Source organism: Streptomyces sp. NPDC001816 (assembly GCF_042892235.1).
Taxonomy (GTDB): Bacteria; Actinomycetota; Actinomycetes; order Streptomycetales; family Streptomycetaceae; genus Streptomyces.
Genome location: NZ_JBIATY010000006.1, coordinates 234,144 through 259,545, shown reverse-complemented (window position 1 = coordinate 259,545; position 25,402 = coordinate 234,144). Strand labels below are relative to the sequence as shown.

At 70.5% G+C, this 25,402-nt stretch carries 21 protein-coding genes and 1 tRNA gene; 10 read left to right on the top strand and 12 right to left on the bottom strand.

From position 1 onward, the window contains the following. Nucleotides 1-321 precede the first annotated feature (321 nt). Nucleotides 322-1,434 carry a LacI family DNA-binding transcriptional regulator gene (locus ACFYZZ_RS22980; RefSeq protein WP_386572592.1) on the bottom strand — a complete coding sequence of 371 codons (1,113 nt, stop codon included), beginning with the start codon at nt 1,432-1,434 and terminating at the stop codon, nt 322-324. 431 nt (nt 1,435-1,865) lie between these two features. Between ACFYZZ_RS22980 and hisC the strand changes: the two genes are divergently transcribed. Continuing rightward, the gene (gene hisC, locus ACFYZZ_RS22975; protein WP_389178904.1) at nt 1,866-2,945 is read left to right on the top strand and encodes a histidinol-phosphate transaminase; all 1,080 of its coding nucleotides are present in this window, start codon (nt 1,866-1,868) and stop codon (nt 2,943-2,945) included. A gap of 73 nt (nt 2,946-3,018) precedes the next feature. Here hisC and ACFYZZ_RS22970 read toward each other — a convergent pair whose 3' ends face one another. Further along, nucleotides 3,019-3,393: a cyclophilin-like fold protein gene (locus ACFYZZ_RS22970; protein WP_389178901.1), complete on the bottom strand. Its 375-nt coding sequence runs from the start codon at nt 3,391-3,393 to the stop codon at nt 3,019-3,021. 209 nt (nt 3,394-3,602) lie between these two features. Between ACFYZZ_RS22970 and ACFYZZ_RS22965 the strand changes: the two genes are divergently transcribed. The 3 genes from ACFYZZ_RS22965 to cydD are packed head-to-tail and all read left to right on the top strand — an operon-like array spanning nt 3,603 to nt 9,742. After that, nucleotides 3,603-5,111, top strand: a complete 1,509-nt coding sequence (locus tag ACFYZZ_RS22965; RefSeq protein WP_389178898.1) for a cytochrome ubiquinol oxidase subunit I — start codon at nt 3,603-3,605, stop codon at nt 5,109-5,111. A gap of 15 nt (nt 5,112-5,126) precedes the next feature. Next, nucleotides 5,127-6,137: a cytochrome d ubiquinol oxidase subunit II gene (gene cydB, locus ACFYZZ_RS22960; protein ID WP_389178895.1), complete on the top strand. Its 1,011-nt coding sequence runs from the start codon at nt 5,127-5,129 to the stop codon at nt 6,135-6,137. A 59-nt stretch (nt 6,138-6,196) separates the two neighbouring features. Then, the gene (gene cydD / locus ACFYZZ_RS22955; protein WP_389178892.1) at nt 6,197-9,742 is read left to right on the top strand and encodes a thiol reductant ABC exporter subunit CydD; all 3,546 of its coding nucleotides are present in this window, start codon (nt 6,197-6,199) and stop codon (nt 9,740-9,742) included. A 60-nt stretch (nt 9,743-9,802) separates the two neighbouring features. On the opposite strand, the gene ACFYZZ_RS22950 is transcribed toward cydD, so the two are convergent. The 6 genes from ACFYZZ_RS22950 to ACFYZZ_RS22925 all read right to left on the bottom strand — a co-directional run bounded on the left by ACFYZZ_RS22950 (nt 9,803) and on the right by ACFYZZ_RS22925 (nt 15,963). Next, nucleotides 9,803-10,690 carry an HAD hydrolase family protein gene (locus ACFYZZ_RS22950; RefSeq protein WP_389178889.1) on the bottom strand — a complete coding sequence of 296 codons (888 nt, stop codon included), beginning with the start codon at nt 10,688-10,690 and terminating at the stop codon, nt 9,803-9,805. Between the two features lie 84 nt (nt 10,691-10,774). Then, nucleotides 10,775-11,686: an LLM class flavin-dependent oxidoreductase gene (locus tag ACFYZZ_RS22945; protein ID WP_389178886.1), complete on the bottom strand. Its 912-nt coding sequence runs from the start codon at nt 11,684-11,686 to the stop codon at nt 10,775-10,777. 43 nt (nt 11,687-11,729) lie between these two features. Then, nucleotides 11,730-12,269, bottom strand: a complete 540-nt coding sequence (locus ACFYZZ_RS22940; RefSeq protein ID WP_386572581.1) for an RNA 2'-phosphotransferase — start codon at nt 12,267-12,269, stop codon at nt 11,730-11,732. Between the two features lie 121 nt (nt 12,270-12,390). Next, nucleotides 12,391-13,338, bottom strand: a complete 948-nt coding sequence (locus ACFYZZ_RS22935) for a MerR family transcriptional regulator (RefSeq protein WP_389178882.1) — start codon at nt 13,336-13,338, stop codon at nt 12,391-12,393. Between the two features lie 31 nt (nt 13,339-13,369). Continuing rightward, nucleotides 13,370-15,124 carry an SDR family oxidoreductase gene (locus ACFYZZ_RS22930; protein WP_389178879.1) on the bottom strand — a complete coding sequence of 585 codons (1,755 nt, stop codon included), beginning with the start codon at nt 15,122-15,124 and terminating at the stop codon, nt 13,370-13,372. Further along, nucleotides 15,121-15,963 carry a M24 family metallopeptidase gene (locus ACFYZZ_RS22925; RefSeq protein ID WP_389178876.1) on the bottom strand — a complete coding sequence of 281 codons (843 nt, stop codon included), beginning with the start codon at nt 15,961-15,963 and terminating at the stop codon, nt 15,121-15,123. The genes ACFYZZ_RS22930 and ACFYZZ_RS22925 overlap by 4 nt, the downstream gene beginning before the upstream one ends. Before the next feature lie 240 nt (nt 15,964-16,203). Between ACFYZZ_RS22925 and ACFYZZ_RS22920 the strand changes: the two genes are divergently transcribed. The 6 genes from ACFYZZ_RS22920 to ACFYZZ_RS22895 all read left to right on the top strand — a co-directional run bounded on the left by ACFYZZ_RS22920 (nt 16,204) and on the right by ACFYZZ_RS22895 (nt 20,392). After that, nucleotides 16,204-17,166, top strand: a complete 963-nt coding sequence (locus ACFYZZ_RS22920; RefSeq protein WP_389179768.1) for an ABC transporter ATP-binding protein — start codon at nt 16,204-16,206, stop codon at nt 17,164-17,166. After that, nucleotides 17,156-18,073 carry an ABC transporter permease gene (locus ACFYZZ_RS22915; RefSeq protein WP_389178873.1) on the top strand — a complete coding sequence of 306 codons (918 nt, stop codon included), beginning with the start codon at nt 17,156-17,158 and terminating at the stop codon, nt 18,071-18,073. Before ACFYZZ_RS22920 ends, ACFYZZ_RS22915 begins: the two co-directional genes overlap by 11 nt. After that, entirely contained in the window at nt 18,070-18,981 is a 912-nt protein-coding gene (locus ACFYZZ_RS22910; RefSeq protein ID WP_389178870.1) for an ABC transporter ATP-binding protein, read from the top strand. Before ACFYZZ_RS22915 ends, ACFYZZ_RS22910 begins: the two co-directional genes overlap by 4 nt. Nucleotides 18,982-18,991: 10 nt before the next feature. Continuing rightward, nucleotides 18,992-19,711 (top strand): ABC transporter permease subunit, encoded by a 720-nt coding sequence (locus ACFYZZ_RS22905; protein ID WP_389178867.1) that lies wholly within the window; start codon nt 18,992-18,994, stop codon nt 19,709-19,711. Nucleotides 19,712-19,789: 78 nt separating this feature from the next. Then, nucleotides 19,790-20,032, top strand: coding sequence for a hypothetical protein (locus tag ACFYZZ_RS22900; protein WP_389178864.1), 243 nt, complete (start codon nt 19,790-19,792; stop codon nt 20,030-20,032). A gap of 275 nt (nt 20,033-20,307) precedes the next feature. Beyond that, nucleotides 20,308-20,392, top strand: a tRNA-Ser gene (locus ACFYZZ_RS22895). A 99-nt stretch (nt 20,393-20,491) separates the two neighbouring features. Here ACFYZZ_RS22895 and ACFYZZ_RS22890 read toward each other — a convergent pair. The 4 genes from ACFYZZ_RS22890 to efeB form a co-directional block, all read right to left on the bottom strand. Then, nucleotides 20,492-21,295, bottom strand: coding sequence for an HAD family hydrolase (locus ACFYZZ_RS22890; RefSeq protein ID WP_389178861.1), 804 nt, complete (start codon nt 21,293-21,295; stop codon nt 20,492-20,494). Continuing rightward, the gene (gene serS / locus ACFYZZ_RS22885; protein ID WP_389178858.1) at nt 21,292-22,569 is read right to left on the bottom strand and encodes a serine--tRNA ligase; all 1,278 of its coding nucleotides are present in this window, start codon (nt 22,567-22,569) and stop codon (nt 21,292-21,294) included. Before serS ends, ACFYZZ_RS22890 begins: the two co-directional genes overlap by 4 nt. 531 nt (nt 22,570-23,100) lie before the next feature. Beyond that, complete coding sequence (gene pheA, locus ACFYZZ_RS22880) at nt 23,101-24,033, bottom strand: prephenate dehydratase (protein WP_389178855.1); 933 nt, start codon at nt 24,031-24,033, stop codon at nt 23,101-23,103. A gap of 81 nt (nt 24,034-24,114) precedes the next feature. Continuing rightward, nucleotides 24,115-25,398: an iron uptake transporter deferrochelatase/peroxidase subunit gene (gene efeB, locus ACFYZZ_RS22875; protein WP_389178852.1), complete on the bottom strand. Its 1,284-nt coding sequence runs from the start codon at nt 25,396-25,398 to the stop codon at nt 24,115-24,117. Nucleotides 25,399-25,402: the final 4 nt, after the last annotated feature.

The following is a 25,402-nucleotide window of genomic DNA, read 5'->3' as shown; positions in this document are numbered from 1 at the left end:
TGTCGTGGGCCCATCATAGGAATGCGCGTCGCGCCGTGTGATGACCCAGGGGTGGTGAATCAGAGCAAGACTCCAGTTCACCGCGGCTTTCGCCCCGTTTGGGCAGGGGTTCGACCGGCTGCCGGTCCTGCGCCGGCCGCACGGCTGGACGGCCGACCGACCTGTTTGGGGCCCGCGGAGCCGCGTGCCGCGAGGCGGCAGAGCCGTGGTGGCCGGATTCGGCTCCCCCCGAGGCCCCTCGGCCCCCGCGCCCGGCCGCGGCCGCGGCGGGTGAACCGATCGCGCCACCCGCCGGGCTCCCGCCTGCGCTCCCCCCCCCCGCTATCCCCTTTCCGGGGTCCGCGGTGGGCTGACGGTCGTGCGCGGGGGACGCCGCTGGGACGAGGTTCGCACGATCAGCTCCGTCGGTATCACCTGCTCGACGGGCTGGTCCGACTCGACGCCCTCGATGGCGTCGATGAGGAGCTGGACCACCGCGGTGCCGATCCGGCGCGGCTTCAGGGAGAGCGTGGTGATGGGCGGCTCGGTGTTGGCGTACACCGTGGATTCGCTGCAGCACACCAGCAGCAGGTCGTCCGGGACGCGCAGGCCGTAGCGGCGGGCGGCGGCGAGCAGGTCGGTGCCGTTGGGGTCGAAGAGACCGTAGACGGCGTCCGGGCGGTCGGGGCGGGCGAGCAGCCGGTCGGCGGCGACGGCGCCCGCGCACGGGTCGTGCGCCGGGTAGGCCTCGTAGACCGGGTCCTGGCCGACGCGCTCGCACCAGCGCAGGTAGGCCGTGGTGGACAGATGGGTGTACGTGTCCGTCGTCGTGCCCGTGAGCAGGCCGATCCGGCGGGCGCCCGCGGCGGCGAGGTGGTCCAGGATGCCGAGGACGGCGGCCTCGTGGTCGTTGTCGACCCAGGCGGTGACCGGGAGCGAGCCGGCCGGGCGGCCGTCGGAGACGACCGGCAGCCCCTGCCGGACGAGTTCGCTGACCACCGGGTCCTGGTCGGAGGGGTCGATGACGACCGTGCCGTCCAGGGCCACGTTCGACCACACGTCGTGGCGGGAGGTCGCGGGCAGGATGACCAGGGCGTAGCCACGGGCGAGCGCGGCCGAGGTGGCGGCCCGGGCCATCTCGGCGAAGTACGCGAACTCCGTGAAGGTGAAAGGTTCATCCCCGTACGTCGTCACGGTCAGGCCGATCAGTCCCGACTTGCCGGTACGGAGGGTGCGGGCGGCGGCCGAGGGGCGGTACCCCAGCCGGTCGGCGACCTCGCGGACATGGCGCCGGGTGGCATCCGGGAGCCGGCCCTTGCCGTTGAGGGCGTCGGACACGGTTGTGATGGAGACCCCGGCGGCGGCGGCCACGTCTCTGATGCCCGCCCGGCCCGGTCGACTGCCTCGACGTGAGGTTTCCGCGCGGCTCACCTGGTGCTTCCCTGCTGCTGTCATGGCGAGCCGATAGTAGGGCTCATGCGGTGGGGTAGTGCGGACGCATATGCACCCATTGGCAGGTACGTTTCTGCATGGTCATTACGGCTCAACTTCCTTGGAAAGCAAGGAAGTTGAGTGCTCTCATGGTAAGACGTGACGTGTCGACGCGCATGGGCCTGCCAAGTGCTCGATGTCTCGAAGAGGTCTCAACTCACCTGCACGGGTGATGCGCGCCACGGCGCGAGCCACCGGCGCGTAGATATATGTGCGGCGCGCCCCCCGATACGTACGCCTTCGTCTGGTGATGCCCCTGATGCCTGTGGGATCGATGAGGTTCGCCTCTTGTGGTGCCCCGCAGCTGTTCGCAGGGGCGCCGAATCCTCATAAGGTGTGGAGTATTGGAAGCCGGCGGCGTCGACGGGCCGCCGGTGGTCGCGAGGAGGACTGCGGTGAGCGAGACGAGCCCGAAGCTGCGCGCCGAGCTGGCGGGTATCCCCACGTACAAGCCGGGCAAGCCCGCCGCGGCCGGCGGGCCGGTCGCCTACAAGCTGTCCTCCAACGAGAACCCGTATCCGCCGCTGCCCGGTGTGATGGAGAGCGTGACCGCGGCCGCCTCCAACTTCAACCGCTACCCGGACATGGCCTGCACGGGCCTGATGAACGAGCTGTCGGAGCGCTTCGGTGTCCCGCTCTCCCACCTGGCCACCGGCACCGGCTCGGTGGGCGTCGCCCAACAGCTGATCCAGGCCACCAGCGGCCCCGGCGACGAGGTGATCTACGCCTGGCGGTCCTTCGAGGCGTACCCGATCATCACGCAGATCAGCGGCGCCCGGTCGGTGCAGGTGCCGCTCACTGCGGGCGATGTGCACGACCTGGACGCGATGGCGGAGGCGATCACCGACCGGACGCGTCTGATCTTCGTCTGCAACCCCAACAACCCGACCGGCACGGTGGTGCGTCGCGCGGAGCTGGAGCGGTTCCTCGACCGAGTGCCCGGCGATGTGCTGGTGGTGCTGGACGAGGCCTACCGGGAGTTCATCCGCGACCCCGAGGTGCCCGACGGCGTCGAGCTGTACCGGAACCGGCCCAACGTCTGCGTTCTGCGCACGTTCTCGAAGGCCTACGGCCTCGCCGGGCTGCGCGTCGGTTTTGCGATCGCGCACGAGCCGGTGGCGGCGGCGCTGCGCAAGACGGCGGTGCCCTTCGGTGTCAGCCAGCTCGCGCAGGAGGCGGCGATCGCCTCACTGCGGGCCGAGGACGAGCTGCTGGGCCGGGTCGGCTCGCTGGTGTGCGAGCGCACGCGCGTGGTCGACACGCTGCGCGCCCAGGGCTGGACGGTCCCGGAGACCCAGGCCAACTTCGTGTGGCTGCGGCTGGGGGAGCGCACGGTCGCGTTCGCGGCGGCCTGTGAGGAGCACGGTGTGGTGGTCCGGCCGTTCCCGGGCGAGGGTGTGCGGGTGACGATCGGCGAGACCGAGGCGAACGACATCTTCCTGAAGGTGACGGAAGCGTTCCACAAGGAGATCTGAGCGGGCTCCGTCAGGAGCACCGAAGCGGTTCGGGTGGGCCTCGCTTGTGCGGGGCCTACTCGTCTGTCAGCGCCTATGCGTGGATCAGTTCCACGCGTACGGGGTCGCCGTCCCGCACGGTCGCCAGGACTGAGGCGTCCCCGTCGAGTCGGCCCAGGACGTTGCACGGGCTCGCGAGCCGGCACTCGTCACCTCGCGAGATGGGCGTGGGCCCGTAGGGGAGGGCGAGGGCGTCGCCGTCCGTCCAGAAGGCCACCGTGCCCGGCTCCACGACCTGCCGGGCGTCCGTTTCACGTGAAACGGAGACACCTGTGTCGAAATACACCTCCTCGCCCCAGGTGTGGGCGGTGGAGGCGAGCGGCAGGGCCTTGCCGAGGGCCTGGGTGGTCGGCGTGTCGTCGAGGGTCGCGGTGGTGTTGCCCGCGGGCCAGGAGATCCGTATCTGCATGGCGCACAATTCAACAATATGTTGAAGTCGCTGCCAAGACCTTGGCGGCACGGCGGAGGGGGGACCCCCCGTTGGTTGCCGAAAATCAGTAGGTCATAATGGCTTGTGAATGTGAACGCGTTCACAAGCGCATCCCGTTTGATCCTCTATGTGCGTGACAAGAGGGGCAAACCGCCGCAGTACCACGGCGTAGTAAGGAGAGTGACGACGTGGACCTGGCTTTGGCGCCGGAGACACTGGCGCGCTGGCAGTTCGGCATCACCACCGTCTACCACTTCCTGTTCGTCCCCCTGACGATCTCCCTGGCCGCCCTCACGGCCGGGCTCCAGACGGCCTGGGTGCGCACGGAGAAGGAGAAGTACCTCAGGGCGACGAAGTTCTGGGGCAAGCTCTTCCTGATCAACATCGCGATGGGTGTGGTCACCGGCATCGTGCAGGAGTTCCAGTTCGGCATGAACTGGTCGGACTACTCGCGCTTCGTCGGTGACATCTTCGGCGCCCCGCTCGCCTTCGAGGCCCTCATCGCGTTCTTCTTCGAGTCCACCTTCATCGGGCTGTGGATCTTCGGCTGGGACAAGCTGCCCAAGAAGATCCACCTGGCCTGCATCTGGATGGTCTCGATCGGCACGATCCTGTCGGCGTACTTCATCCTGGCGGCCAACTCCTGGATGCAGCACCCCGTCGGCTACCGGATCAACAAGGCCAAGGGCCGGGCCGAGCTCACGGACTTCTGGCATGTCCTGACCCAGAACACCGCGCTCAGCCAGGCCTTCCACACCCTCACCGCGGCCTTCCTGACCGGCGGCGCCTTCATGGTCGGCATCTCCGCCTACCACCTGGCCCGTAAGCGGCACATCCGCGAGATGAAGACCTCGCTGCGGCTCGGCCTGATCACGGTGGTCATCGCGGGCCTGCTCACCGCGGTCAGCGGTGACGTGCTCGGCAAGGTCATGTTCAAGCAGCAGCCCATGAAGATGGCCGCCGCCGAGGCGCTGTGGGACGGCCAGAAGCCGGCACCGTTCTCGATCTTCGCCTACGGAGACGTCGAGAAAGGCCACAACACCGTCGCGATAGAGATCCCGGGCCTGCTGTCCTTCCTCGCCAACGACGACTTCACCTCGAACGTCCCCGGCATCAACGACGTCAACAAGGCCGAGCAGCAGAAGTTCGGGCCCGGCGACTACCGGCCCAACATCCCGGTGGCCTTCTGGGGCTTCCGTTGGATGATCGGCTTCGGCATGGCCTCCTTCACCATCGGCCTCGCCGGACTGTGGCTGACCCGGAAGAAGTTCATGCTGCCGCAACACCTGAGGGTCGGCGAGGACGAGGTGCCGCACCTGGTGCTGTTCCGGAACAAGGCGCTCGGCCCGAAGCTGACCACCTGGTACTGGCGCATCGCGATCTGGACCCTGGCCTTCCCGCTGATCGCCAACTCCTGGGGCTGGATCTTCACCGAGATGGGCCGTCAGCCGTGGGCCGTCTACGGCGTCCTGCAGACCCGGGACGCGGTCTCCCCCGGTGTCTCCCAGGGCGAGGTCCTCACCTCGATGATCGTCTTCACCGCGCTCTACGCGATCCTCGCCGTCGTCGAGGTCAAGCTGCTGGTGAAGTACGTCAAGGCCGGCCCGCCCGAGCTGACCGCGGCCGACCTCAACCCGCCCACGAAGATCGGCGGCGACACGCGTGACGCCGACAAGCCGATGGCCTTCTCGTACTAGGCCGGGGGAACAGTCATGGAACTTCACGACGTCTGGTTCGTCCTCATCGCCGTCCTGTGGACCGGCTACTTCTTCCTCGAGGGCTTCGACTTCGGGGTCGGCATCCTCACCAAGCTGCTCGCCCGGAACCGGCCCGAGCGCCGGGTGCTGATCAACACCATCGGGCCCGTCTGGGACGGCAACGAGGTGTGGCTGCTCACAGCGGGCGGCGCGACCTTCGCCGCCTTCCCGGAGTGGTACGCCACCCTCTTCTCCGGCTTCTATCTGCCGCTGCTGGTCATCCTGGTCTGTCTGATCGTCCGGGGTGTGGCCTTCGAGTACCGGGCGAAGCGGCCCGAGGAGAACTGGCAGCGCAACTGGGAGACGGCCATCTTCTGGACCTCGCTCATCCCGGCGTTCCTGTGGGGCGTGGCCTTCGGGAACATCGTGCGGGGGGTGAAGATCGACCAGCACTTCGAGTACGTCGGCGGTGTCGGGGACCTGCTCAACCCCTACGCCCTGCTCGGCGGCCTGGTGACGCTCACGCTGTTCACCTTCCACGGGGCGGTCTTCGCGGCGCTGAAGACCGTCGGGGACATCCGGCTGCGGGCACGGAAGCTGGCGCTGCGGGTCGGTCTCGTGACGGCCGTCCTGGCGCTTGCCTTCCTGCTGTGGACGCAGGCCGACAACGGTGACGGCAAGAGCCTGGTGGCCCTGATCGTGGCGGTCGTCGCCCTGGTGGCCGCTCTGGTGGCCAATCAGATGGGTCGCGAGGGATGGTCGTTCGCGCTGTCCGGCGTGACCATCGTGGCGTCGGTGGCGATGCTCTTCCTGTCGCTCTTCCCGAACGTCATGCCGTCCACGCTCAACGGGGACTGGAGCCTGACGGTCACCAACGCCTCATCGAGCCCGTACACCCTGAAGATCATGACGTGGTGCGCGGCCATCGCCACGCCGCTCGTCCTGCTCTACCAGAGCTGGACCTACTGGGTGTTCCGCAAGCGGATCGGCACGCAGCACATCGCTCCTGACGCTGTCGCACACTGAGTCCGCCGAGGGTGTGTTTCACGTGAAACACACCCTCTGGACCGAAGGGCATGTTTCACGTGAAACCAATCGATCCGCGCCTTCTGCACTACGCCCGCGCCACCCGCCTCTTCCTGGTGGCGGTGGTCGGTCTGGGGGCCTTCGGGGCCGGGCTGGTGATCGCCCAGGCCATGCTCATCGCCGAGGTGGTGGTCGGCGCCTTCCAGCACGGGCAGTCGGTCGCTGAACTGCGCACTCCCCTGGTGCTGTTGGCGGCCGTCGCCGTGGGGCGATCGATTGTCGCGTGGCTCACCGAACTCGCGGCACACCGTGCGAGCGCGGCCGTGAAGTCGGAGCTTCGGGGGCGGCTGCTGGAGCGGGCGGCCCAACTGGGCCCCGGGTGGTTGAGCGGACAGCGGACCGGCTCCCTGGTCACCCTGGCCACCCGAGGAGTCGATGCCCTCGACGACTACTTCTCGCGCTATCTCCCGCAGTTGGGCCTCGCGGTCGTCGTCCCGGTGGCCGTGCTGGCACGGATCGTCACCGAGGACTGGGTGTCGGCGGCGATCATCGTCGGCACCCTGCCGCTGATCCCCCTGTTCATGATGTTGATCGGCTGGGCCACCCAGTCCCGGATGGACCGTCAGTGGCGGCTGCTGTCCCGGCTGTCGGGCCACTTCCTGGACGTGGCCGCCGGGTTGCCCACGCTGAAGGTGTTCGGCCGGGCCAAGGCGCAGGCCGAGTCCATCCGCCGGATCACCGGCGAGTACCGCCAGGCCACCATGCGGACCCTGCGGATCGCGTTCCTCTCCTCCTTCGCCCTGGAGCTGCTGGCCACCCTGTCGGTCGCGCTGGTCGCCGTGACGATCGGCATGCGTCTGGTGCACGGCGACATGGACCTGTACACAGGCCTGGTCATCCTGGTGCTGGCGCCCGAGGCGTATCTGCCACTGCGCCAGGTGGGCGCGCAGTACCACGCGGCGGCGGAGGGGCTCGCCGCGGCGGAGGAGATCTTCGCCGTACTGGAGACGCCGGCACCGGTGTCCGGCACCGCAGTGGTGCCCGAGGGCCCGCTGGCCTTCGACGGGGTGACGGTCCGCTACCCGGGGCGGTCGGCGGACGCCGTGAGCGAGGTGTCGTTCACCGTCGAGCCGGGCGAGACCGTGGCGCTGGTCGGGCCGAGCGGCGCGGGCAAGTCGACGCTGCTGAACGTGCTGATGGGGTTCGTACAGCCCGCCGAGGGCAGGGTCCGGGTCGGGGGAGCCGATCTTGCGGAGGTCGACCTGACGCAGTGGCGGTCGAGGATCGCGTGGGTGCCGCAGCGGCCGCACCTGTACGCCGGGACCATAGCGGAGAACGTCCGACTGGCCCGGCCCGACGCGGACGACACCGCCGTACGCCGCGCGCTGCGGGACGCGGGCGCGCTGGAGTTCGTGGACGCGCTGCCCGAGGGGGCCGGCACGGTGCTCGGCGAGGACGGGGCCGGGCTGTCCGCGGGGCAGCGGCAGCGGCTCGCGCTCGCCCGGGCCTTCCTCGCGGACCGGCCCGTGCTGCTGCTGGACGAGCCGACGGCCGCGCTGGACGGGGCGACCGAGGCCGACGTCGTGGCGGCGGTACGAAGGCTTGCGGCGGGTCGTACGGTGCTGCTCGTCGTGCATAGGCCGGCGCTGCTGGAAGCGGCGGACCGGGTGGTGCGGCTTGAGGGCTCGGAGTCGTCGGCGCACCGGTCCGGCAGTTGCCCGCCCAAGGGGCTCCGCCCCCTGGACCCCCGTCCTCGCCCACCCGCCACCCGACTCGGTCAGTTGGAAGGTGGACCGGACGGCGCTGGACTCGGCCCGCTGAGGACCGGGGCGGGAGCGCAGGTCCTGCAAGGGTTCCGGAGTGCCCTCGCCCGGGTTCGGGGGCTCGCCGGGCCCCGGCGTGGTCGGCTCCTCCTTGCGCTGCTGCTCGGGAGTCTGGCGCTCGGCAGTGCTGTCGGGCTGATGGCCACCTCCGGCTGGCTGATCTCGCGAGCCTCGCAGCAGCCGCCGGTGCTGTATCTGATGGTGGCCGTGACGGCGACGCGAGCCTTCGGGATCGGGCGCGCCGTCTTCCGGTACGCCGAGCGGCTGGTGTCACACGACGCCGTGCTGCGGATGCTGGCCGACACCCGGGTCGCCGTCTACCGGCGGCTGGAGCGGCTGGCGCCCGCAGGGCTGCGCACGGCCCGCCGCGGCGATCTGCTCACCCGGCTGGTCGCCGACGTGGACGCGCTCCAGGACTACTGGCTGCGCTGGCTGCTGCCCGCCGGCGTCGCGGTCGCCGTCTCCACCGCCTCCGTCGCCTTCACGGCCTGGCTGCTGCCCGAGGCCGGAGCCGCCCTCGCGGCCGGGCTCCTCGCGGCCGGTGTCGGTGTCCCCCTGGTCACCGCGGCCGCGGCCCGCCGGGCCGAGCGCCGGCTGGCGCCCGCTCGCGGAGAGCTCGCGACCCGGGTGACCGACCTGCTCACCGGCACCGCCGAGCTGACCGTCGCCGGCGCGCTGCCGGCCCGTACGGCCGCGGCCCGGCAGGCCGACGGCACGCTCACCCGGATCGCGTCGCGCTCCGCCGCCGTCACCGCGCTCGGTGACGGGCTCACCGCGCTGCTCTCCGGCCTGACCGTCACCGTCGGCGCCCTGCTCGGCGCCCAGGCGGTGGCCGCGGGCCGGCTCGGCGGCGTGGCGATGGCCGTGGTGGTCCTCACCCCGCTGGCCTCCTTCGAGGCCGTACTGGGGCTGCCGCTCGCCGTGCGCTACCGGCAGCGGGTGCGCCGGAGCGCGGAGCGCGTGTTCGAGGTGCTGGACGCCCCGGAGCCCGTACGTGCGCCGGAGCGGCCCCGGCAGGCGCCCGCCTCGCCCTTCCCGGTCGTGCTCAGGGGCCTGGACGCCCGGCACGCGGGGCAGCACCGGGACGCACTCGCCGGACTCGACCTCACGCTGGAGCAGGGCCGCCGGATCGCCGTGGTCGGTCCTTCCGGATCCGGCAAGACGACCCTCGCCCAGGTGCTCCTCAGGTTCCTCGACCCGCAGGCGGGCTCGTACACGCTCGCCGGTGTGGACGCCTGCGCCCTGGCCGACGACGACGTGCGCCGGCTCGTCGGACTGTGCGCCCAGGACGCGCACCTCTTCGACAGCAGCGTGCGCGAGAACCTGCTGCTCGCCCGGAAGGACGCCACCGAGGCCGACCTGCGCGACGCGTTGGCCCGGGCCCGGCTGCTGGACTGGGTGGACGAGCTGCCGGACGGGCTGGACACGCTCGTCGGCGAGCACGGAGCGCGGCTGTCGGGCGGGCAGCGGCAGCGCCTCGCGCTGGCCCGCGCGCTCCTCGCCGACTTCCCGGTCCTCGTCCTGGACGAGCCTGCCGAGCACCTGGACCTGCCGACGGCGGACGCGCTCACCGCGGATCTGCTCGCCGCCACGGAGGGCCGTACGACCCTGCTGATCACTCACCGGCTGGCCGGGCTCGACGCGGTCGACGAGGTGGTCGTGCTCGACGCCGGCCGGGTGGTGCAGCGCGGGCGGTACGCGGAGCTGGCCGCTGTGGAAGGGCCGTTGCGGGAGATGGTGCTGCGGGAGACGGCGGCGGAGTCGCTGGTGGGGGCGCGGTGACGGGCCGCTGGTGAGAGTCCCCCTACCGGAGACCCCCACCGGGCTGCCGGAGTAGCGGCATCAGACGCGCTCGGCGATCATCCGCTCGATCACGACCGCGACGCCGTCGTCGTTGTTGGCGACCGTACGGCCCGAGGCGGCGGCGATGACGTCCGGGTGGGCGTTGCCCATCGCGTACGACTGGCCGGCCCAGGTCAGCATCTCGACGTCGTTGGGCATGTCCCCGAAGGCGACGACCTCCTCGGGCGTGATGCCGCGCTCGGCGCAGCACAGGGCGAGCGTGCTGGCCTTGGAGACGTCCGGTCCGCTGAGTTCCAGCAGCGCGCTGGGGCTGGAGCGGGTGACGTTGGCGCGGTCGCCGATCGCGAGACGGGCGAGGCCGAGGAAGACGTCCGGATCGAGTTCGGGGTGGTAGGCGAGGATCTTGAGCACGGGCTGGTCGGCGTCCGGGCCGTCGGCCGAGAGCAGGTCCTCGGCGGGCAGGAGGTTGTCCGGTATCTCCATGTGCAGCTTGGGATAGGCCGGTTCCTGGTGGAAGCCGTACGTCTGCTCGACTGCGAACACCGTGCCGGGTACCGCGTCACGCAGCAGTCCTACGGAGTCCAGCGCGTTCTCCCGGGCCAGTTCGCGCACCTTCACGAAGCGGTGGGTGCCGGGGCCGCCGTGCAGGTCGACCACGGCGGCGCCGTTGCCGCAGATCGCCAGGCCGTGGCCGTGGACATGGTCGCTGACGACGTTCATCCAGCGGGCCGGGCGGCCGGTGACGAAGAAGACCTCGATGCCCGCGGCCTCGGCGGCGGCCAACGCGGCGACCGTCCTCGGGGAGACCGACTTGTCGTCGCGCAGGAGAGTGCCGTCGAGGTCGGTGGCGATCAGCCGCGGCGGTAGAGCGGCGGCCGGGGTCCCGGGCTGTCTGGTCGCTGAGGTCACCGGGTCATTCTCGCGCATATGCCAGCACGCCCGTGCGGAAGTCCGCACAGATGAGTCCACAGACACATCGCAGACGGCCGACGGGTGACGTCTGTCACTGGGTCACGCCAGCTGGGCGGGTGCCTCCATGGCGATCCGCTCGAAGACCTTCTCGTCCGCGGCGAAGTCCGAGTCCGGGATGGGCCAGTGGATCACGATCTCGGTGAAGCCCAGCTCCTGGTGGCGGCCGGCGAAGTCCACGAAGGCGTCCAGGGATTCGAGCGGCCGGCCGCGGTCCGGGGTGAAGCCGGTGAGCAGGACCTTCTCCAGCTCGGTCACGTCCCGGCCGATCGACGCGCACGTCTCGGACAGCTTCTCCAGCTGTCCGCGCAGCGCCTCGACCGACTGCTCCGGCGTGCCGTTCTCGTACAGCTTCGGGTCGCCGGTGGTCACCCACGCCTGGCCGTGCCGTGCGGCGAGCCTGAGTCCGCGCGGGCCGGTGGCCGCCACCGCGAAGGGCAGCCGGGGCCGCTGCACACAGCCGGGGATGTTGCGCGCCTCGTGCGCCGAGTAGAACCGGCCCTCGTACGTCACCGCGTCCTCGGTGAGCAGCCGGTCGAGCAGCGGCACGAACTCGGCGAACCGGTCGGCGCGCTCGCGCGGCGTCCACGGCTCCTGACTGCTCTTCGACAGGGCCGTCGCGTCGAAGCCGGTGCCGCCGGCGCCGATGCCGAGGGTGATGCGGCCGCCGGAGATGTCGTCCAGGGAGATCAGTTCCTTGGCGAGGGTCACCGGGTGCCGGAAGTTCGGCGAGGTGACCAGCGTGCCGAGGCGGAGCCGGTCGGTGGCGGCCGCGGCGGCGGTCAGCGTCGGTACGGCGCCGAACCACGGGCCGTCGCGGAAGCTGCGCCAGGACAGGTGGTCGTAGGTGTACCCGGTGTGGAAGCCGAGCTGCTCGGCCCGCATCCAGGCCGAACGACCGCCCTCGCTCCAGCGGCGGTACGGCAGGATCACGGTGCTCAGACGCAGACTCATGCGTCCGAGGGTACGGGGCCCCACCGACATGGGCCGAAATCGATCAAGAGAACCGCAGGTAGCGGGGTGGTACCGCCTGGGTGAGCCACACTCCGTTCGCGCTGACGTGGAAGACGTGGCCGTCGCGGTGCATGGCGCCGGCGTCCACGGCCAGCACGACGGGGCGGCCGCGGCGGGCGCCGACCCGGGTCGCGGTCTCGCGGTCGGCCGAGAGGTGGACGTCGTGCCTGTTCATGGGCCGCAGGCCCTCGGCGCGGATGGCGTCCAGGTTGCCGGCCACGGTGCCGTGGTAGAGGTACGGCGGCGGGGTCGCCGGGGGCAGGCCGAGGTCGATCTCGATGCTGTGGCCCTGGCTGGCGCGGATTCTCGTGCCCTCGATCGCGAAGCGCTGCTTGTCGTTGGCGGCCACCACGTGGTCGAGCTCCTCACGGGTGAACCGGAACCCGTGCGCGGCGGCCGCGGCGATCAGTGTGTCGATCTCGACCCAGCCGCCCGGGTCGAGTGTGAGGCCGATGCGCTCGGGCTGGTGGCGGAGGTGTTTCGAGAGGTACTTCGACACCTTCACGGTGCGTCTTTCTTCCATGCCTCCAGGGTGCTGGAGAGAGGCGGATCACGCAGGTTGTTTTCTCTCCCGGGTTTGATCCACAAGCAAGTGGAGTTATCCACAGGGTAATTGAAGAAATTGTGGACAACTGGCAGGTGTTTTAGGGTGTTTCGCCAAGTTCACTGTGTGAGCGCTTCGGTGAGGCCAGGTTGTCCAAGGTCCTTGCCCTGACCTCTCGTTCGGCGGCCAGGGCGATGAACGTGGACGTGTGCTCGCGGCCAACGAGGTGCTCCACGGCGGTGATCGTCTCTGTGGGCAGGTCGACGGAACACGTCCGACCACGCTGCTCGGGCGGATCCTCGGCACCGAGGCGTGTGCGCAGGTGCTGGATCGCGAACAGGCGCATGGCCCGGGCCAGTTCGGCGTCCACGGTCTGCTGGGCGAGAGGGCGGAGGCGGCGTACCAGTGAGGCCGCTTCCGCCGCGTGCGCGTGCGTGCGATGGGTGGGGTCGTCGAGGTAGCGGGCGAAGACGTACTCGGTGGTGAACTCCAGGAAACGGGCGGCTATGTGCTCCACTTGGCCCCTCAACTCCCTGAGGTGGCCCGAGATCGCGGAGAGCGGTACTCCGGCGGCGTGCAACTCCGCTGCCACGGACAGTTCTTGGGGGCTCGGTACCAGGAAGGTGTCGGGGTCGCCTTCCACTGGTTCCAGTACGCCGAGTTCGACCGCTTCGGCCACGGCGTCCTCGTCCGGGGCGCCGCCGAAGCGGGCGTCCAGCTCGGCGCGGGTGATGCGGGCCGCCTCCTCGTCGGTCCATGGGCCCTCCACCTCGGTGACCAGGCCGAGGACACCGCCCAGGCCGCGGCCGGTGTCCCAGGCGTCCAGGAGTTCCTTGATCGAGGCGAGGGTGTAGCCGCGGTCGAGGAGGTGGGTGATCTGGTGGAGACGGGTGAGGTGGATGTCGGAGTAGAGGTTGGCGCGGCCCTGGCGCTCGGGGCGGGGGAGGAGGCCTTTGTCCTGGTAGGCGCGGATGGTTCTGACGGTGGTGTGGCTGCGGTGGGCGAGGTCTTCGATGCGGTAGGTCTTCTGGGCCGGGGGGTCGGTCATGTGGGGGTTCCTCGGAGGGGTACCGGAGGCTTCACAACTTCGGCTCCACCCGTGCGATCCCCCTCAACACCCCGGGCATGAACCGCGACAGAAGATGCGCGCCCCGCGCCTCGGGTGTCACCGGTACCACCGCCTTGTTGTGGGTCACCGCGTCCAGGACGGCCTTGGCGACCTTCTCCGGTGGGTAGTTGCGCAGGCCGTAGAGGCGGGCGGAGTGCTTCTGGCGGCGGCGTTGCTCGGCCTCGTCGACTCCGGTGAAGCGGGCTGTGGAGGTGATGTTGGTGTTGACGAAGCCGGGGCAGATCGCCGTGACTCCGATGTCCTGTGCGGCCAGTTCGGCGCGCAGGCACTCGGAGAGCATCAGGACCGCCGCCTTGGAGGTGCTGTAGGCGGGCAGTGCGCGGGAAGGCTGGTAGGCGGCCGCCGACGCGATGTTGACGATGTGGCCGCCCTGGCCGCGCTCGGCCATGCGCGCGCCGAAGAGGCGGCAGCCGTGGATCACGCCCCAGAGGTTGACGTCCAGGACCTTGCGCCAGTCGTCGGTCGTGGTGGTGAAGAAGGAGCCCGACAGGCCGATCCCCGCGTTGTTGACCAGTACGTCCAGCACGCCGTACTCGCGGTGCACCTTCTCGGCGAGCTTCTCCATGGCCTGTTCGTCGGAGACGTCCGCCGTCTCCGCCCACGCCTCGGGGGCGCCGACCAGCCGGGACAGCTCGGCGGTGCGGGCGGCGGCCTCGGCGTCGCGGTCGACGGCCACCACGCGCGCGCCCGCCTCCGCGAAGGCGAACGCCGTGGCCCGGCCGATACCGCTGCCCGCTCCGGTGACCAGCACCAACTGCCCGCCGAACCGGTCCGCGTGGCGGCCGGCGGCCCTGGGCTGCGGCCGGCCGCCCTCGACGCTCGTCACGAACTCCTCGATCCAGGCGGCCACCTGGTCGGGACGCGTGCGCGGGATCCAGTGCCCCGCCGGGAGCGTGCGCCGGGTCAGCTGCGGCACCCACTGCTCCAGGTCGTCGTACAGGCGCTCCGACAGGAACGCGTCCCCCTGGGGAGTGATGAGCTGCACGGGCGCGTGCGCGAACGCGTCCGGGCGGGGCCGCAGCAGCCGGGCGCGGACGTTGTCCCGGTACAGCCAGGCGCCGTGCGCCGCGTCGGAGGGGAGGGAGAGGGTCGGGTAGTCGCCGGCGGGGAACTTCTCGGTCCGCTGGAGGATCTTCGGCCAGCGCTTGCCGAGCGGGCCGCGCCAGGCCAGTTCCGGCAGGGCGGGGGTGTGCAGCATGTAGACGTACCAGGACTTGGCGCCCTGTCCGAGGAGCTGGCCCACCCGGCGGGGCGTGGGACGCTTCACGCGCGCGTCGATCCAGTGCCCGAAGTGGTCGAGGGAGGGACCGGACATCGACGTGAAGGAGGCGATACGACCCTCCGTGCGGCCCACGGTGACGAACTCCCAGGACTGGACCGAGCCCCAGTCGTGCCCGACGAGGTGCACCGGGCGGTCCGGGCTCACCGCGTCCACGACCGCCAGGAAGTCGTCCGTGAGCTTCGCCAGGGTGAAGCCGCCGCGCAGGGGCTGCGGTGCGGTGGAGCGGCCGTGGCCCCGGACGTCGTACAGGACGACGTGGAAGTGGTCGGCGAGGCGGACGGCGACCTGGGACCAGACCTCCTTGCTGTCCGGGTAGCCGTGCACCAGCACCACCGTCGGCTGCTCCGGGTCACCCAGCTCGGCCACGCACAGCTCGACCCCGCCGGTGTGCACCCGGCGCTCACGCGCACCCTTCAGCGTCACTTCGCCTCCGCCCAGCGCCGCACGTGCGGCAGATCGTCGTCCAGCCAGAACGCGCTCTGCTCGGGGTCCCGGGAGTCGGTGACCACCAGGATCTCCTCGAACTTCGCGCCCGTACCCCGGAAGCCGAGGTGGGGTTCGACCGCCCACAGGCCCGGCTGCGGCGGGTGGTCGGAGAAGCGGTACGGCGACCACAGGGGCGACCAGCCCTCGCGGTGACCGTGCAGGGCGTCGGCGGCCAGGCCCTTCAGGGACTGCGTGCCGAACCCGAACAGATGGGGTGACCAGCGGCGCTGCTTCACCCGGTCCACCTTGTGGGCGATCACGCCGAACGGGTACGCCCGGTGCCGGTTGGCGTAGCCCTGGCGGACCATGAGGCGGTCCACGTCCTCGTAGATCTCGCGCAGCGGCCGCCGCTCGCGCACCTCGCGCAGGATCAGCTCGCGGTGCGCCTCCAGGTCGGCCATCAGCCGGTCCTGCACCGGGTTGACGCCGAGGGAGCCCGAGTAGCCGATGTCGGCCGTGTATCCCTCGTGGACCGGGGCCATGTCCAGGATGAACGGCATCCCGGGTTCCAGGGCGCGGTCGGTCGGGAAGAACTGCAGCGGGATGCGGAAGTTCACGAACGCCGTGCGGTCGCCGAACCAGGCGAAGGGCAGGTGGAACCAGTCCCGCACCCCCCGCTCGCGCAGCCACTCGCGCTGCATCCGCGCCGCCTCGCGCTCGGTCACACCCGGTTCGAGGCGTGCCGCGACCGCCTCCGCGCACTCGTAGGCGAGGCGCTGCACCCGCCTGAACCCCTGCAACTCCACGGAGAGTTCGCCGTTCACTGCCGTCGCCATGCCGCCCCGTCCCGTCGACTGCGGTACGCGTCCGTAACTTGACACTGGTGAATGTGACAGTTGTTAGAGGCGGCGTCAATAGGCGGGGATCAAGGCTGTGGACAACGCTCGGTGAGCTGCTGCGGGTAACTCTCAGGCAGGGGATCCCTCAGGGGCCCGTAATACTCGAGTCTGACGCGAAGACGGCTCTGAGGTCTGACGACCGGCGTGGTCCGGATCACTACCTTCGATGACGTGACTGTGATCGCGACCGAAAGCCTGAGCAAGCGGTTCCCCCGGGTGACCGCGCTCGACCGGCTGTCCGTGGACATCGGACCCGGTGTGACCGGACTCGTCGGAGCCAACGGCGCCGGCAAGTCCACCCTGATCAAGATCCTGCTGGGTCTGTCCCCCGCCACGGAAGGCCGCGCCGAGGTGCTCGGCCTCGACGTGGCCACCAAGGGCGCCGCCATCCGCGAACGTGTCGGCTACATGCCGGAGCACGACTGCCTGCCGCCCGACGTCTCGGCCACCGAGTTCGTCGTCCACATGGCCCGCATGTCGGGCCTGCCGCCCACCGCGGCGCGCGAGCGCACCGCGGACACCCTGCGCCATGTCGGCCTGTACGAGGAGCGCTACCGCCCCATCGGCGGCTACTCCACCGGCATGAAGCAGCGCGTGAAGCTCGCCCAGGCCCTGGTGCACGACCCGCAGCTGGTCTTCCTGGACGAGCCGACCAACGGCCTCGACCCGGTCGGTCGCGACGAGATGCTCGGCCTGATCCGCCGCATCCACACCGACTTCGGCATCTCGGTCCTGGTCACCTCCCACCTGCTGGGCGAGCTCGAGCGCACCTGCGACCACGTCGTCGTCATCGACGGCGGCAAGCTGCTGCGCTCCAGCTCCACCACGGACTTCACCCAGACCACGACGACCCTCGCGATCGAGGTCACCGACAGCGACGAACACCCCGACGGCACCCGCGCGGTCCGTGAGGCGCTCCACGCGCGCGGGGTGGACACCGACGACAGCAGCGGCCTCCCCGGCGCCGGGCACATCCTGCTGCTCACCGCGCAGGGTGAGGAGACGTACGACCTGGTGCGCGACACCGTCGCCGACCTGGGCCTCGGGCTGGTGCGCATGGAGCAGCGTCGGCACCACATCTCGGAGGTCTTCACGAGCGAGGAAGAGCAGCGGAAGGAGGCGGCCGTCCATGGCAGTTGAGCAGCCCATGCCGACATCCGTCGCACCGTCGGGTGACCAGACCCGCATCCACAACATCGGCTACCGCACCTACGACGGCCCACGCCTCGGCCGCTCCTACGCCACCCGCTCGCTCTACTCGCAGTCCCTGCGCGGCGCGTACGGCCTCGGCCGCTCGGTCAAGTCCAAGGTGCTGCCGATGCTGCTGTTCGTGGTGATGTGCGTGCCCGCGGCCATCATGGTCGCCGTCGCGGTCGCCACGAAGGCGAAGGACCTGCCCGTCGACTACACGCGCTACGCGATCATCATGCAGGCCGTCATCAGCCTGTACGTCGCCTCGCAGGCGCCCCAGTCCGTCTCGCGCGACCTGCGCTTCAAGACCGTGCCGCTGTACTTCTCACGGCCGATCGAGACCGCCGACTACGTGCGCGCGAAGTACGCGGCGCTGGCCTCCGCGCTGTTCGTCCTCACCGCGGCCCCGCTGCTCGTGCTCTACATCGGCGCGCTGCTGGCCAAGCTCGACTTCGCCGACCAGACCAAGGGATTCGCTCAGGGAATCGTCTCCGTGGCACTGCTCTCGTTGCTCTTCGCCGGCATCGGCCTGGTCATCGCCTCGGTGACCCCGCGGCGCGGCTTCGGCATCGCGGCCGTCATCGCCGTCATGACGATCTCCTACGGCGCGGTCTCCACGCTCCAGGCCATCGCCGAGGCGCAGAACAGCACGGGCGCCATCCCCTGGATCGGCCTCTTCTCGCCCGTCACGCTCATCGACGGAGTGCAGTCCGCGTTCCTCGGCGCGAGCTCGTCGTTCCCCGGAGCGGTCGGACCCACCGACGGGGAGGGCGTGGTCTACGTCCTCGTCGTCCTGGGCCTGATCGCCGCCAGCTACGGCCTCCTCGTGCGCCGCTACCGGAAGGTGGGACTGTGACCACACTCTCCATCGACCACGTCTCCCGCTGGTTCGGCAACGTGGTCGCCGTCAACGACATCACCATGACCATCGGCCCCGGCGTCACCGGCCTGCTCGGCCCGAACGGCGCCGGAAAGTCCACCCTGATCAACATGATGGGCGGCTTCCTGGCCCCCTCCACCGGCACCGTCACCCTCGACGGCCGGCCGGTGTGGCGCAACGAGGCCATCTACAAGCACATCGGCATCGTCCCCGAGCGCGAGGCGATGTACGACTTCCTCACCGGCCGCGAATTCGTCGTCGCCAACGCCGAGTTGCACGGCCTGGGCGCCAAGGCCGCCCAGCGGGCGCTGGCCACGGTCCAGATGGAATACGCGCAGGACCGCAAGATCTCGACGTACTCCAAGGGCATGCGCCAGCGCGTGAAGATGGCGAGCGCCCTGGTGCACGACCCGTCGCTGCTCCTGCTGGACGAGCCCTTCAACGGCATGGACCCGCGCCAGCGCATGCAGCTCATGGAGCTGCTGCGGCGCATGGGCGACGAGGGCCGCACGGTGCTGTTCTCGTCCCACATCCTCGAAGAGGTCGAGCAGCTCGCCTGGCACATCGAGGTCGTCGTCGCCGGGCGGCACGCGGCCAGCGGCGACTTCCGCAAGATCCGCCGCCTGATGACCGACCGCCCGCACTGCTACCTGGTGCGCTCCAGCGACGACCGCGCGCTCGCGGCCGCGCTGATCGCCGACCCGTCGACGTCCGGCATCGAGGTCGACCACGCCGAGGGCGCCCTGCGCATCCAGGCCGTCGACTTCGGCCGCTTCACCACCCTGCTGCCCAAGGTCGCCCGCGACCACGGCATCCGGCTGCTCACGGTCTCGCCGTCCGACGAGTCCCTCGAGTCCGTCTTCTCGTACCTGGTCGCGGCGTAGGAGGCCGAAGATGTACGACCCCACAGTCGCCCGGCTCACCTACCGGGCCCTGCTCGGCCGCCGCCGGGCCCTCATCCTGGGCGCCCTGCCGCTCCTGCTGATCGCGATCTCCGTCGTCGTCCGCGGCCTCGCGGGCGCCGACGACCAGACGGCCGCCAACCTGCTGGGCGGGCTCGGGCTCGCCACGATGGTGCCGATCATCGGCGTCATCGCGGGCACGGGCGCGATCGGCCCGGAGATCGACGACGGCTCCGTCGTCTACCTGCTGGCCAAGCCGGTGAAGCGCCCGACGATCATCTTCACCAAGCTGATCGTGGCGATCGCCGTGACGATGGTGTTCTCGGCCCTGCCGACGCTCGTCGCGGGCTTCATCCTCAACGGCAACAGCCAGCAGATCGCCGTCGCCTACACCGTGGCCGCCCTGGTCGCGTCGATCGCCTACGCGGCGATGTTCCTGCTGCTCGGCACGGTGTCCCGGCACGCGGTGGTGTTCGGCCTCGTCTACGCCCTCGTCTGGGAGGCCCTGTTCGGCTCCCTGGTGTCCGGCGCCCGCACCCTGAGCGTCCAGCAGTGGTCGCTCGCCGTCGCCCACAAGGTGGCCGGCGGGGACCTGGTGACCTCGGACGTCGGACTGCCCACGGCGACGGTCCTGCTGGTCGTGGTCACCGTGCTCGCCACCTGGTACGCGGGCCAGAAGTTGCGCTCGCTGACGCTCGCCGGCGAGGAGTGACAGGTCACGGTCCTGACGGGGGCTTCACCTCGGTCCGGGCACACTGGGCGAAGCGGATGTACGGCTGGGAGGCCGCAGATGGCAGAGGAGATCCCGCGGTACGAGGGACGAGGGCGGACCGGCGGTGACGTCCGGGACGAGCTGGTCCTGGACGAGGACTTCGTGCGGGCCGCCGAGACCTCCGAGCCGTCCGCCCGGGCCCGGATGCTCGCCGCCCGCTGGCGCGCCGAGGAGCCGGAGCCGCAGCCGTGGCGGTCCGACGAGCCGCCGGCGGGCTGGTTCTTCAGCAGGGGGCGCTGGCGCAGGTGGCGCCGCCGGTAGCGGCGGCTCCCGGTAGCGGCGGCCCCTGGTTAATTCAGTGGCGCCCAACCCGGTGGCGGGGCACAGTGGTTGTGCCCCATCCGCCGGGAGTGTCCCGGCGCCACGTTCTGGGAGAGGAGTTGGGCGATGTCCATGCACGGCAGTACGTCCAGCTCCCTTCAGGGCAGCCTGAGCCGGGCTCCGGAGTGATCCCTACCTCTCCGTAGAGCTCATGGGAGCTGCCCGGGGCGGCCGCTTCGAGCACGCGATGTGTCTCTCGCGTGGGCCGCCCACCCGGAGGATTGGCCGAGTGGTAAGGCACCGGCTTGCTAAGCCGTGGTCGGGGGCGACCCCGCGCACGTTCGATCCGTGCATCCTCCGCGAGACGTTGTCACTGGGACTTGGCCGAATTTTCAGGGCTGGGCGTATGTGAGAAAGGCACCCGGCACAGCGGTTGCGCAGCCACCGTCCGTCCCTGGCTCAGCCGAGCAACCGCTCCAGCACCACCGCGATCCCGTCCTCCTCGTTGGAGGCCGTGACCTCGTCCGCCACTGCCCTCAGCTCCTCGTGGGCGTTGGCCATCGCCACGCCCCGGGACGACCAGGCGAACATCGGGACGTCGTTGGGCATGTCGCCGAAGGCGATGGTGTCGGCGGCCTTCAGGCCCAGGCGGCGGGCCGCCAGGGACAGGCCCGTGGCCTTGGACAGGCCGAGGGGCAGCAGTTCCACGATGCCCTCGCCCGCCATGGCGACCGTGACGAATCCGCCGGCCGCCCGGCGGGCCGCCTCCACCAGCTCGTCGTCGCCCAGCGTCGGATGCTGGATGTAGATCTTGTTCAGCGGGGCGGCCCAGAGGTCGGACGCGTCCGTGAAGGGGGTGGCGGGAAGGGCGCCCGTGACCGCGTAACCCGGCCCCACCAGCACCTCGCCGTCCAGGCCGTCCCGGCTCGCCGCCAGGTACAGCGGGCCCACCTCGGCCTCGATCTTCGCCAGGGCCACGCCCGCCAGCTGCCGGTCCAGGGTCACGGACGTCAGCAGGCGGTGCTGCCCGGCGTCGTACACCTGCGCGCCCTGGCCGCAGACGGCGAGGCCGTCGTAGCCGAGGTCGTCGAGGATGTGCCGGGTCCAGGGGACCGCGCGGCCGGTGACGACGATGTGCGCCGCGCCCGCCGCGGTGGCCGCGGCGAGCGCCTCACGGGTGCGCTGCGAAACCGACTGGTCGGAGCGCAGGAGCGTTCCGTCGAGGTCGGTGGCGATGAGGCGGAACGGGAATCCGGCGCTCACTTGGCGACCGGCTCCAGGACCTCCCGGCCGCCGAGGTACGGACGCAGCACCTTGGGCACGTACACGGAGCCGTCGGCCTGCTGGTGGTTCTCCAGGATCGCCACGATCGTGCGCGGTACGGCGCACAGCGTGCCGTTGAGCGTGGCCAGTGGCTTGATCTGCTTGCCGTCACGGACGCGGATCTGCAGCCGGCGGGACTGGAACTCGGTGCAGTCCGAGGTCGAGGTCAGCTCGCGGTACTTGCCCTGGGTCGGGATCCACGCCTCGCAGTCGTACTTACGGGAGGCCGAGGCGCCGAGGTCGGCGGAGGCGACGTCGATGACGCGGAACGGCAGCTCCAGCGAGGTCAGCCACTGCTTCTCCCACTCCAGCAGGCGCTTGTGCTCCTCCTGCGAGTCCTCAGGAGCGACGTACGAGAACATCTCGACCTTGTCGAACTGGTGCACACGGAAGATGCCTCGCGTGTCCTTGCCGTGCGAGCCGGCCTCGCGGCGGAAGCACGGGGAGAAGCCCGCGTAGCGCATCGGCAGCCGGTCGGCGTCGATGATCTCGTCCATGTGGTACGCCGCCAGCGGGACCTCGGAGGTGCCGACCAGGTACAGGTCGTCCTTGTCGAGGTGGTAGACGTCCTGGGCCGCCTGGCCGAGGAAGCCGGTGCCGGCCATGGACTGCGGGCGCACCAGCGCCGGGGTGAGCATCGGCGTGAAGCCGGCCTCGGTGGCCTGCGCGATCGCCGCGTTCACCAGGGCCAGCTCCAGCAGGGCGCCGACACCGGTGAGGAAGTAGAAGCGGGACCCGGAGACCTTGGCGCCGCGCTCGACGTCGATCGCGCCAAGGAGCTGGCCCAGCTCCAGGTGGTCCTTGGGCTCGAAGCCCTCGGCACCGAAGTCGCGGATCGTGCCGTGCGTCTCCAGCGTGACGAAGTCCTCCTCGCCGCCGACGGGCACGTCGGGGTGGACGAGGTTGCCGAGCCGGAGCAGCAGCTGCTGGGTCTCCGCGTCGGCCGCGTTGCGCTCGGCGTCGGCGGCCTTGACGTCGGCCTTCAGCTGCTCGGCACGCGCCAGCAGCTCGGCCTTCTCGTCGGGGGCGGCCTTGGGGATCAGCTTGCCGAGCTGCCTCTGCTCGGCGCGCAGCTCGTCGAAGCGGACGCCGGAGGACCTGCGCCGCTCGTCGGCAGACAGGAGGGAGTCGACGAGCGCGACATCCTCTCCACGGGCGCGCTGGGACGCGCGCACACGGTCGGGGTCCTCACGAAGCAGGCGAAGGTCAATCACGAGGCCAAGGCTACCGGTGCGAGCTCCCAGGCCACGACCCACTATTGCGACTCGCGCCTTACGTCCCGTTATGGGTCAATTGCGCAGAGTGTCGAGGCGTGTCAATAAAAGCCGTCTCATTCCCTGGAACGAGGCAGTCGGCCGACCCCCGGTTGACCGGGATTTCCTTGTGGAGAGCGGGACTTGGCGGGCCCGTTGTCCACAGGAATCCACACGCCGGGAAGAGTTATCCACAGGCTGTGCGGAAAGTCTGTGGACTTCGGAATTGATCACTCCGGAAGTTCCGACCGGACTGAAGAATTCCCGGCTCAAACAGGGGTGACACCCACTTTCGGGTGGAAAGGGGTCGCTCCAAAAGATGAACCAAAGGAAACGAGTGGACGAAGGGTGACCTGCCGGGCGGTGGCCGCATCTGGGACTTCCAGGGCGATTTGTCGACCGGACGGCACCGTCGTGTCGACTTGTCCCCAGGTCGAGAAGCGGACCTGTGGATAACTTCTGTGGATAACGAAGATATGCAGGTACGACTGGCTAGAAGCGGCCGTCCTGGCAGCGCGCGACCCAGTCCCCGGCCGCCTCGAACTCCTTGTCCGAGGTCCCCGGCAGGGTGGCCCGGGCCTCGCCCGGCTTGATGTCCGCACGTGGGTAGGAACCGAGGAAACGAACCTGCAGACAGATCCGCTTCAGCCCCATCAGCGCCTCGGCCACCCGCCGGTCGGAGATATGGCCCTCGGCGTCGATGCAGAAGCAGTAGTTGCCGATGCCGGCTCCGGTCGGCCGGGACTGCAGCAGCATGAGGTTGATGCCGCGGGTGGCGAACTCGCCGAGCAGGTCACGCAGGGCGCCGGGGTGGTCGTCCCGCTGCCACAGCACCACCGAGGTCTTGTCGGCACCGGTCGGCGCGGCGGGCCGGGCCGGGCGGCCGACCAGCACAAACCTGGTCTGCGCGTTCTCCGCGTCGTGGATCCCGGTCTCCAGGGCCTCAAGGCCGTACCGGGCGGCGGCGAACTCGCCCGCGAAGGCGGCGTCGTACTGGCCCTCCTGGACCAGCCGGGCGGCGTCCGCGTTCGAGGCCGCGGACTCCCAGTGCACGTCCGGGAGGTTCTTCTTGAGCCAGTTGCGGACCTGCGGCTGGGCGGCCGGATGCGCGGAGACCGTCTTGATGTCGGCCAGCTCGGTGCCCGGGCGGACCAGCAGCGCGAAGGTGATCGACAGCAGCACCTCGCGGTAGATCATCAGCGGCTCGCCCGCGACCAGCTCGTCCAGGGTGGTGGTGATACCGCCCTCGACGGAGTTCTCGATCGGCACGAACGCGGCCTCGGCCTCGCCGGCCCGCACCGCGTCCAGCGCGGACTGCACCGACACGTACGGGATCAGCTCGCGGGTGGCCGCCTCCGGAAGCGTGCGCAGGGCGACTTCGGTGAAGGTGCCCTCGGGACCGAGATACGCATAGCTCGCTGGCATGTCCTCACCCTAATGGGCACCGGCGAACGCGGCCCTCGTGTCTCACGGACGCCACTCGACCGGGTGGTTTGAAACCCGGAATCACCCCTCCAGCAGCCGCTGTCCCACGTACTCTCCCTCGGCCGCACCGCCGGGCACCGCGAACAGACCGCTCGACTCGTGCCGGATGTACGTGGACAGTGCGTCCCCGCGGTCGAGCTTGCGCTGCACCGGTACGAAGCCGCGCAGCGGGTCCGCCTGCCAGCAGACGAACAGCAGCCCGGCGTCCGGCGTCCCGTCCGTGTCGATACCGTCGTGGTAGGAGAACGGGCGCCGCAGCATGGCCGCGCCGCCGTTCCGGTCGGGCCGGGTGATCCGGGCGTGGGCGTTGATCGGGACGACGTACTCGCCCTTGGCGTCCGCCTTCTCCAGGTCCATCGGGGTCGTCTCGCTGCCACCGGACAGCGGCGCCCCGTCGGCCTTCCGGCGCCCTATGACCGCCTCCTGGGCCGTTTGCGACAGCTTCTCCCAGTCGTCGAGGAGCATGCGGATACGGCGTACGACGGCGTAGGAGCCGTTCGCCATCCACGCGGGCTCGCCCGAGGCGGGCACGAAGATCCGCTTGTCGAAGTCGGCATCGGTCGGCTTGGGGTTGCGGGTGCCGTCGAGCTGGCCCATGAGGTTGCGGGCCGTCATGGGGTGGGCCGTGGCGCCGGGGGTGCGGTTGAAGCCGTTCATCTGCCAGCGGACCCGGGCCGCGCTGCCGGCGTCCTTCTGGATCGCGCGCAGTGCGTGAAAGGCGACCAGGGCGTCGTCGGCGCCGATCTGCACCCACAGGTCGCCGTCGCTGCGCCTCTTGTCGAGCTGGTCGGAGGAGAAGTCGGGCAGCGGGTCGAGGGCGCCCGGCCGCTGCTTCTCCAGTCCGGTCCTGCCGAAGAAGCTGTGACCGAAGCCGAAGGTGATCGTCAGCGCGGACGGGCCCGCGTCCCGGGCCACATCGGTGTCGTCGTGCGGCGCCGCCTCGCCCGCCATGAGCCGCTCGGCCGTCGCCGACCAGCGGCGCAGCAGGGCCGCCGCCTCCTTGCGGCCCGCGCCCGCCGCCAGGTCGAAGGCGACGAGGTGGCCGCGGGCCTGCAGTCCCTCGGTGATGCCGGGCTGATGTTTCCCGTGAAACATCGCCCGGTCGGAGCCCACCGAGGTCAGCGGCGTGGCCTGGGCGGGCGCGGCCGCGTAGCCCGCGGCTGCGCCGGCCGCGCCGAGCACGAGCCCGGTGGCCCCGGCGGTACCGATCAGCGCGCGCCGGGAGATGCCGCGGCCGCCGTCGGCAGCGGGCTCCCGCACCGCGGACTCGGGCGTACGGGCCTGGGGAAGGGACTGGTCGGGCATGGTG